The sequence below is a fragment of the Agrobacterium sp. a22-2 genome, assembly GCF_012276985.1.
In the GTDB taxonomy this organism is placed as follows: domain Bacteria; phylum Pseudomonadota; class Alphaproteobacteria; order Rhizobiales; family Rhizobiaceae; genus Allorhizobium.
Genome location: NZ_JAAXMM010000122.1, coordinates 1 through 386, shown reverse-complemented (window position 1 = coordinate 386; position 386 = coordinate 1). Strand labels below are relative to the sequence as shown.

Here is a 386-nt window from a genome sequence, read left to right as displayed (position 1 = left end):
CCCTCTGGGGCTACCTTCAACCAAGATAAACCTGTGAGTGGAATTGCTAACGTAACGGTTACTAACTCTGGTGCTAATACTATCCGCGTCACCGTAAACGGAGAAAATGCCCCACCCCAAATTGAGTTATTTGATGGCGATGAAGGTTTAATTTTTGGAGTTGTACCAACAGCAAATACAGCCCAAACTCCTCCTACTACCCCCACAGAACCAAATACAGAAACAGAAGAAGCACAAACACCCCCCATAGAACCAGAATCAGAGGAAGCACAAACACCCTCCGCAGAACCAAATACAGAAACAGAAGAAGCACAAACACCCCTATCAGAACCAGAAGAAATACCAGAAATTCTGGTTACAGGGAGACAAGACGATGGCTACAATAT

The 386-nt window shown here is 44.8% G+C and carries 1 protein-coding gene; it reads left to right on the top strand.

Going from position 1 to position 386, the window contains the following annotated elements; translation table 11 throughout:
* Positions 1-33 precede the first annotated feature (33 nt).
* Positions 34-386: AMIN domain-containing protein (locus HFC70_RS26685; protein ID WP_368669834.1), on the top strand; the 353-nt coding region annotated here is incomplete at its 3' end.